This window comes from Amycolatopsis sp. NPDC004772 (assembly GCF_053601215.1).
The window spans coordinates 1-7,555 of sequence record NZ_JBSGBK010000164.1; the positions used below are offsets into that span (position 1 = coordinate 1).

Annotated in this window: 6 protein-coding genes; 2 read left to right on the forward strand and 4 right to left on the reverse strand. The window is 70.9% G+C overall.

The window, feature by feature from the left end; all coding sequences use genetic code 11:
* Positions 1 to 88: 88 nt before the first annotated feature.
* Complete coding sequence (locus ACWEF6_RS42540) at positions 89 to 1,312, reverse strand: lipase family protein (RefSeq protein WP_449688142.1); 1,224 nt, start codon at positions 1,310 to 1,312, stop codon at positions 89 to 91.
* 90 nt (positions 1,313 to 1,402) lie between these two features.
* On the opposite strand from ACWEF6_RS42540, the gene ACWEF6_RS42545 reads away from it, so the two are divergent.
* The gene (locus ACWEF6_RS42545) at positions 1,403 to 2,047 is read left to right on the forward strand and encodes a TetR/AcrR family transcriptional regulator (RefSeq protein ID WP_310969526.1); all 645 of its coding nucleotides are present in this window, start codon (positions 1,403 to 1,405) and stop codon (positions 2,045 to 2,047) included.
* Here the strand turns inward: ACWEF6_RS42545 and ACWEF6_RS42550 are convergent, their stop codons facing one another.
* The 3 genes from ACWEF6_RS42550 to ACWEF6_RS42560 form a co-directional block, all read right to left on the reverse strand.
* Positions 2,048 to 3,211, reverse strand: a complete 1,164-nt coding sequence (locus ACWEF6_RS42550) for a GGDEF domain-containing protein (protein WP_449688146.1) — start codon at positions 3,209 to 3,211, stop codon at positions 2,048 to 2,050.
* 321 nt (positions 3,212 to 3,532) lie between these two features.
* On the reverse strand, positions 3,533 to 4,792 hold the full coding sequence (locus ACWEF6_RS42555) for an MFS transporter (protein ID WP_449688143.1): 1,260 nt from the start codon (positions 4,790 to 4,792) through the stop codon (positions 3,533 to 3,535).
* A 320-nt stretch (positions 4,793 to 5,112) separates the two neighbouring features.
* On the reverse strand, positions 5,113 to 5,361 hold the full coding sequence (locus tag ACWEF6_RS42560; RefSeq protein WP_449688144.1) for a hypothetical protein: 249 nt from the start codon (positions 5,359 to 5,361) through the stop codon (positions 5,113 to 5,115).
* Positions 5,362 to 5,580: 219 nt separating this feature from the next.
* On the opposite strand from ACWEF6_RS42560, the gene ACWEF6_RS42565 reads away from it, so the two are divergent.
* A partial coding sequence (locus tag ACWEF6_RS42565) for an FAD/NAD(P)-binding protein (protein WP_449688145.1) occupies positions 5,581 to 7,555 on the forward strand: 1,975 nt, incomplete at its 3' end.

The following is a 7,555-nucleotide window of genomic DNA, read 5'->3' on the forward strand; positions in this document are numbered from 1 at the left end:
GCCCCCCGCTCCACCCCCCGGCTTTCCGCCCCCCCGGGGTGGTTTTTGTCCGGGGGGTTCCAACCCCCCAACACCACTCACGACGCGGTCAGAACCAGCCGCAGTTGACCGGCGCCGGGAGGCCGGCGAACCGGCCCTCGAGCCAGGCGAACGCCTCCGGGTACGCCCGCACCGCGCCGAGCACGTGCGTCGGCACCAGCGACGTGCTGAACTGCACCTTCACGCCCTTGCCGCACCACGTCCGGCCCAGGTCGCGGTCCTGCGCGTAGGGCACGATGTCGTCGAGCGCGCTGTGCACGATCAGCACCGGTGCCGTCGGCTTCAGCGACCCGATCTTCTGCTCGGCCACCCGCGACCGGTACGGCTCCTCGCCGAGGTAGGCGACGAGCGAGCGGCCGTCGCTGGTCAGCGTCGAGGACTGCGTGAACGCGTGCGCGGCGATCGCCTCCACCGTGCACTCGGTCCGGACCTGCTCGAACAGCTGCTTCCCGCGCGCGTTGAGCAGCGCCGGGATGTTCAGCTCCGGGTAGGCGTAGTTCATGCTCACCAGCGCGAACCCGAGGAACCCGACCGCGTAGTGGCCGTCGAGGTTCTTGGCCACTTCGGCGAGGTCCGCCGGCACCGCCCCGGCGTACGCGCCCTTCAGCTTCAGCTCGGGCGCGTAGCTCGGCTGCAGTTCCGCTGCCGCGGCCGAGGCGCCGCCGCCCTGGGAGTAGCCGGCGATCGCGACCGGGCCGTCGTCCGGGAGCCCCGCCTCCGGCAGCCGCTGCGCCGCGCGGATCGCGTCGAGCACGGCGTGGCCCTCCGACGCGCGGTTGACGTACGTGTGGTCCCCGGGCGTACCCAGCCCCTCGTAGTCGGTGACGACGACGCCGTACCCCCACGTCAGCAGCCCGGCGATGAACGGACCCTCGTACTCGAAGCCCGCCGCAAGCGCTTTCGACGGGGCGCAGTCGTCGCCCTCGCCCTGGGTGCCGACGGCGTAGGAAACGATCGGGCGCACGCCGGCGCCGTGCCACGCCGACCGCGGCGTCAGCACCGTGCCGGTCACGGCGATCGGCGAGCCGTGCGTGTCGGTGCTGCGGTACATGATCCGCTGCACGTTCGCGTCGGCCTTGATCAGCTGGATCGGGTCGATGTAGAACGTCGACGTCTCGTGCCGGATGACGTCGCCGTTGCTTCCGGCGGGAAGGGGGGACGGGGGATCGTAGAAGGACGCGGCGGAGGCCTGAGGCGGGCCGAGCGTCGCCAGGGCCAGAACGGAAACGGTGGCGACGGCCGCGGAGAGGGCGCGGCGGGGGAAGATACGCATGCTTGCTCCTCGTTGAGCAGGTCGAGTGCGCGCGGGTGACACCTTTTCAGACAGAGGTGTCGAAAAAAGAATCACGTGAGGTGGACCACAATGTCAAGCCCGGCCCCGCGCGGGCGGCCGCGCAAGCTCCCGGTTTCCGAGCAGCGCGCCCGCGTGCTGCAGGCGACGGCGAAGGTCGTCGCGCAGCACGGGATGCAGGGCGCGACGATCGAGCAGATCGCGCGCGAAGCCGGCGTCTCGCGCCAAGCCGTCTACGAGCAGTTCGGTGACCGCGCGACGCTGTTCGCCGAGGTGGTGGCCGCGACCGAGGAAAGCGCCTTCGCCGCCATCGCGAGCCCGGCCGTGGCCGACACGCAGCCCGGCCTGCGGGCCTGGGCGCGGGCCAACTACGCGAACATGGTCACCTTCGTCGCCGACCACCCCGAGGGCTACGGCGTGCTCCGCGCGGCCGAGCGCGCGGGCGACCCCGCTCTCACCCGGTTGAGGGAGAGGCTGGCCGTCGTCTACGCCGAGGCCGCCCGCAAGCGGTGGGCCGCGCACGGCATCGACTCCGGCCGCGCGGACCGCGCGCTCGTCACGCTCTTCTTCGCGATGACCGAGTCACTGGTCCAGGCCACCTGGGACGGCGAGCCGCCGGACCAGGACGCCCTGATCGACCTGCTCACCGAGTTCACCGTGGGTGGCGTCGCCCGCCTGCAGACCAAGGCGAGCGACGTCATCGACCGATTGCGGTAGCTAAGCCGCGGCGAGAGCCGCCGCGGCCGAGCCCACCACCCGGTTGCGTCCGCCGTGTTTGGCCGCGTACACGGCCGCGTCGGCGGACGCCATCACCTCCTCGATGGACGCGCCGTCGAGCGGGTAGGCGGCGACGCCGATGGACGCCGTCTGCCGTTCGATGTCGACGGCCGCGCCTTCGTTGGTCGTGGTGCTGATGATCAGCTCGCTGACCCGTTGCCGGATCCGCTCCGCCGTGACGATCGCATCCTCCTTGGACGTCGACGGCAGCAGCGCGACGAACTCCTCGCCGCCGAACCGGCCGACCAGGTCGTGCGCCCGCGTCTCCTGCTTGACCACCGCGGCGACCGCCTTGAGCACGTCGTCCCCCGCGAGGTGCCCGTAGGTGTCGTTGATCCGCTTGAAGTGGTCGAGGTCGATCATCATCGCGCCGAAGCTGCCGTTCTCCCGCTCCGCGCGCGAGATCTCGCGCTGCGCGCCGTCCTGCCAGGTGGTGGCGTTGAGCAGCTGCGTCTTCTGGTCCGTGGTGGCCAGCTCTTCCAGCCGCTTGATCAGCACGGACCGCTGCAGCACGTACAGCGGCAGGATGACAAGAACCGACAGCAGCGGTTCTTCGTTGAGCACCATCACCAGCAGCGCGCCCACGCACAGAGTGGACAGTTCGAGCAGGTTGTCGTCCATGTTGCCGAGGCAGGACACCGGCGTCGCGTTCTTCGGGTCGGCCAGGTAGAGGCCGAGGCCGGTGAGCGCGGTGTTGACCGTGAAGAAGGCCAGCGCGGCCAGCGTCACCGTCGCCACGCCGCTGCCGATGGTCATGTGACCGACGACACCCGCGGAGAAGGCCGACAAGATCATCGTGGTGGCGTTCGCGGCCACGCGGTGAAATTCACCCGGACGGGTGCCGGACCAACTACGGAACGCCAAGTAGACGTACAGCACGACGCCGAGCGCGGCGATCAACTGGGCCGGCAGGAGCAGGCCGGCGGGCAGCAGCCACACCGAAGTCATCGAGATGTAGGGCCCGTTGCTGAGGATGCGGCGCTGCCGCTCGAGCCGCCTGCTGACCTCCGTCTGCGCCACGGCCAAGGCTGTGAGCAGCGCAAACGTGCCCAGCTGCGCGACGGTGACCGGCACGGTCAACAGCGAAACGGCCGTCCAGCTCAGCATGACCGTGATCGCGGTCAGCGTCGCGATGATCCAGTCGCGGGGGCGGGTCCACAGTGCCCAGCCCCGTACGCGAGAAATCAAGTCTTGGCCGTGCTGTTCCCCCGATGTGACCATTTTTCCCCCAGACCCTTGCGTGGTTGTACGGTGACAAAGTACTCACGGACAGTTTCAGACCGTTCGCCTGCTGTCCACAAGGGCTTTCGGTGTGTACTTTTTCTTTGACACCGGAACGAGAGGTGGCCAGCGATGCGCGGCAAAGAACAGTGACCGCACAGCGCACCGCAAGGTCGCGCAGGTCGAGCCCACGCGCGGGGCATGTCAAGCATGTTCGGCGCGTGCGGCTTCTTTGTCGATCCATCGATCCGGCTCGCCCGACAGCGCCCGGGCCCACAGCACCGCCAGCGGCAGGGTGAGCACGATCCCGGCGACGCCGAAGATGCCCACCGTGCCGTGCGGGGTCAGCTGATCCGCCAGGACGCCGCCGATCAGCGGGCTGATGCCCATCATCGTGGTCAGGCCGGTGTTGGACAGGCCCATCACCTGCGCCCGCTGCTCGTCGGGCACCGCCAGGGTCAGGGACGCGGTCGCCTGGAGCAGGCAGACCGTGCCCAGCCCGCCGGAGATGATGAACAGCACGATCGACGAGACCGGGCCGGGGTTCAGGAAGCAGAGCAGCAGCGGCACGGCGCACAGCGCGGACAGCGGGCCGATCAGCTTCGGCCGCAGCCGCGCTGGCACCCAGCGCGTGTAGGCGAAGGTCGCGATGACGCTGCCGATCGGGTCGGCCGCGAGCAGCAGGCCGATCGTCTCCGGGCCGCCGCCGGACGCGGTGACGTACGGCGCGGCGATGCCCTCGTAGACCGGCAGCAGGCCCATCAGCCAGGTGAACAGCACCAGCGTCCGCAGCGGCCCGCTCGCGAACGCCGTCCGGCCACCGCCGCCGAGCGTCGCGAAGAAGGACTTGCGCTGCTCGCCGCTCGCCGCGGCCGGCCGGGCGCGGACGCCGAAGCGCACGAAGACGGCGGACAGCACGAACGTGGCGGCGTCGACGACCAGCGCCACGCGCGGGTCGAGGGCGATCAGCAGCGCGCCACCGCCGGCGAAGCCGAGCAGCTGGGCGCTCTGCACGGTCATGCTCCGGATGCCCATCCCGACGACGAACCGGTCGCCTTCGAGCACCTGCGGCAGCAGCGCCAGCTGGGACGCCTTGAACGGCGGGTTGACCAGCGAAACGCCGCCGACCAGCACGCACATCAGCCAGAACGGCATCCCGGGCACGGCGACGAGCAGGATCAGGCCGGCCCGCAGCAGGTCGACGAGCACCATCACGCTGCGGCGCGGGAAGCGGTCGGCGAAGCCGGTCAGGAAGATGCCGCCCAGCAGCGACGGCGCGTAGGTCAGGGCGTAGGTCAGGCCGGTGAGCGTCGCGGAGTTCGTGCCGGTGAACACGAGGATGGACAGCGCCACCCTGGCCAGCTGGTCGCCGGCGATGGACAGCAGCTCGCCGAACCACAGCGCCCGGAACTCGGCGATCCCGAACACCTCGCGGAACGTGACGCGATCCGGCGGTGCTGCCATGCGTTTTCTCCCGACCTCTTGTGCATACCGTGCCCGGCGCATGACCTCTGGTGACGAGAAGACCAGTCGGTCATGAGGCCGTCACGGTACGTGAGTTACCTCAGCCAGTGTCCCGTGACTGTTGGTAAATCTCTAGGTTCTTTCGCCGGTATCGAAGGTGTCACGGAGCTTTCCCGAACGGGTCAGACGATAGCCCGCAGTGTCTGACCGGTGGCTCAGGAGTCACCAATGGATCATTCCGTACCGTTTGGTCGGTCGCCAGGGGCAAAAGTAGCCACCTCGCGTGCGCGAGGTGGCTACCGGGGAAACGGAGGCGGGCTTCAGCGCCGGCCGCGGGCGCCTTCGACGACCTCGATCGAGGCGCGGACCTGCTCGAAGGTGGGCGGAGCCGCCCGGTTGAACACGACGGTCAGGGACCGGCGCGGGATGACCACGAACTCGACGTCGACCCCGGCCGCCTCCGCGGCGGCCTCGACGACGTCCCGCCAGTGCTCGGGGTCGATCCCGTCCGGATCGGCCCATTCGTGGGCGAAGATCGCCCAATTGCCCCGGAGGAGCGTGCCGACCACGTCCTGCGCGGTATGGACGCGGTGCGGCGAACCGAGCTCATCTGTCAAGTATTCGCAGGTGGAGCGGGATGATCGAGGCCCGGGCGCCTGGGTGGACGAAGGTCAAGTTCGCTCCTCTCGCCGGTGTACCCCAGGCCTTCGGAGCCGCGCGCGGGGTGGATGGGTTCCGCCCTGTGGGAAGGGCTTCCGGTGCCGGAACCCCGGCGTAGCTTCGGGTTCGTGGCCGATCTCCCGCCGTTCACCCTGGCTGTCGTGGGCGCCGGACCCCGCGGGGTCGGCGTCCTCGAACGGCTCGGCGCGAACGCGGGCGAGGTGCTCGGCGGCCGCCGGGTCGAGGTGCACCTGATCGACCCCTTCCCGCCGGGGCCCGGCCGGGTGTGGCGCTACGACCAGTCGCCGCTGCTGCGGATGAACTCCATGCCCGAGGACGTCACGATGTTCACCGACGACTCGGTGAAGATGGCCGGCCCGGTGCGGCCGGGGCCGTCGCTGCTGGAGTGGGCGCGGAAGGTGCGCGACGGCGGGCTCGCCGCCGACGTGCCACCCGACGTCGTCGCCGAGCTGACCGGGCTCGACGCCTTCGACTTCCCCACCCGGCGCCTGCAGAGCGCCTACCTGACCTGGGTGTACCGGCAGGTCGTCGCGGACCTGCCGGAGGGCATCGACGTCGTCGAGCACGCGGCCCGCGCGACCGGGGTCGACGGCCGCACCGTCCGCCTGTCCGACGGCTCGGCGGTCGTGGCGGACGCCGTCGTCTTCACCGTCGGTCACCTCGACGCCGAACCCGACGAGCGGGAGCGCGAGCTGGTGGCGTTCGCCGCGCGGCACGGGCTGTCGTACTACCCGGCCGGCTACACCGCCGACGTCGACTACGCGGGTGTCGCGCCGGGCGAGACCGTGCTGGTGCGGGGGTTCGGGCTGGCGTTCGTCGACCTGATGCTGCTGCTGACCGAGGGCCGCGGCGGCCGGTTCGAGGACCTCCCGTGCGGCGGCCTCCGCTACCACCCGAGCGGTGCCGAGCCGGTGCTGCACGTCGGCTCGCGGCGCGGCGTCCCGTACCACGCGAAGATCGGCTACCGGCTGCGCGGGAAACCGTTGCGGCTGCCCAGGTTCTTCGACGCCTACGCCATGGACGCGCTGGCCGGGGAAGCCCTCGACTTCCGCGCCGACGTCTGGCCGCTGATCGCGAAGGAACTGGCCTGGGGCTACTACAGCGAGCTGCTCACCGGGCACCCCGAGCGCGTCCGGATGGACTTCGCCGTGTTCGCCGACGCCTTCGCCGACCTGGCCTGGGATTCGCCCGCCATGCGTGACCTCGTGGCGCGGGCGGTGCCCGCCGAGGCCGACCGGCTCGACCTCGACCGGCTGGACCGGCCGATGGCGGGCCGCACGTTCGGCACGGCGGAGGAGTTCGGGAAGAAGCTCCGCCAGTACGTCGAGGCCGATCTGGCGCGCCGGGCGGACCAGGAGTTCAGCGCGGACCTGGGTGCCTTCATGGCGCTGCTGTCGGTGTACACCCAGCTCCCCGTTCTCGTCCAAAGAGGACGGTTGGGAGCCGCCTCGCAAGTGTCCGATATGGACGGCTGGTTCCACGGGTTCTTCTCCTACTACGCCAGCGGCCCGCCGCCGCGCCGCCTGGAGGAGCTGCTGGCCCTGCACGAAGCCGGGATCGTTTCCTTCGCGGGCGCGGAAATGCGGGTGACGGCGGAGGGCGGCGTCTTCGTGGCGTCGTCGGCGAGCCACCCGGAGACGGTCGAGGCCCGCACGCTGATCGAGGCGCGGCTGCCGGAACCGAGCGTGACGCGCGCGGCCGACGGCCTGCTCCGGCAGCTGCGGGACGCGGGCGATCTGGCGGAAGAGACGGTGGCGGACCCGGTGACGGGCGCGTCGCTGCCGTCGGGCCGCATCCACACGCGGGTCTCGGACTCCCGCCTGCTCGACGGGACGGGCCGCCCCCACCCGCACCGGTTCGCGGTGGGCCCGCACACGAGCGCCCGCTCGGCGGCGGCCTTCACCCGGCCGCGGACGAACGCGTTGTCCTTCCGCCAGAACGACGCCGTGGCCCGCGAGATCCTGGCCCTCGTGAGTGGTAACGCGGGTTATAACCCGCGTTACCACACACCGGGCCCAGGCGCCCCGTTAGGAGAGCACCCCCACCGGCGCGGGCCAGGCGGCGATGACGGCCCCCGCCCCC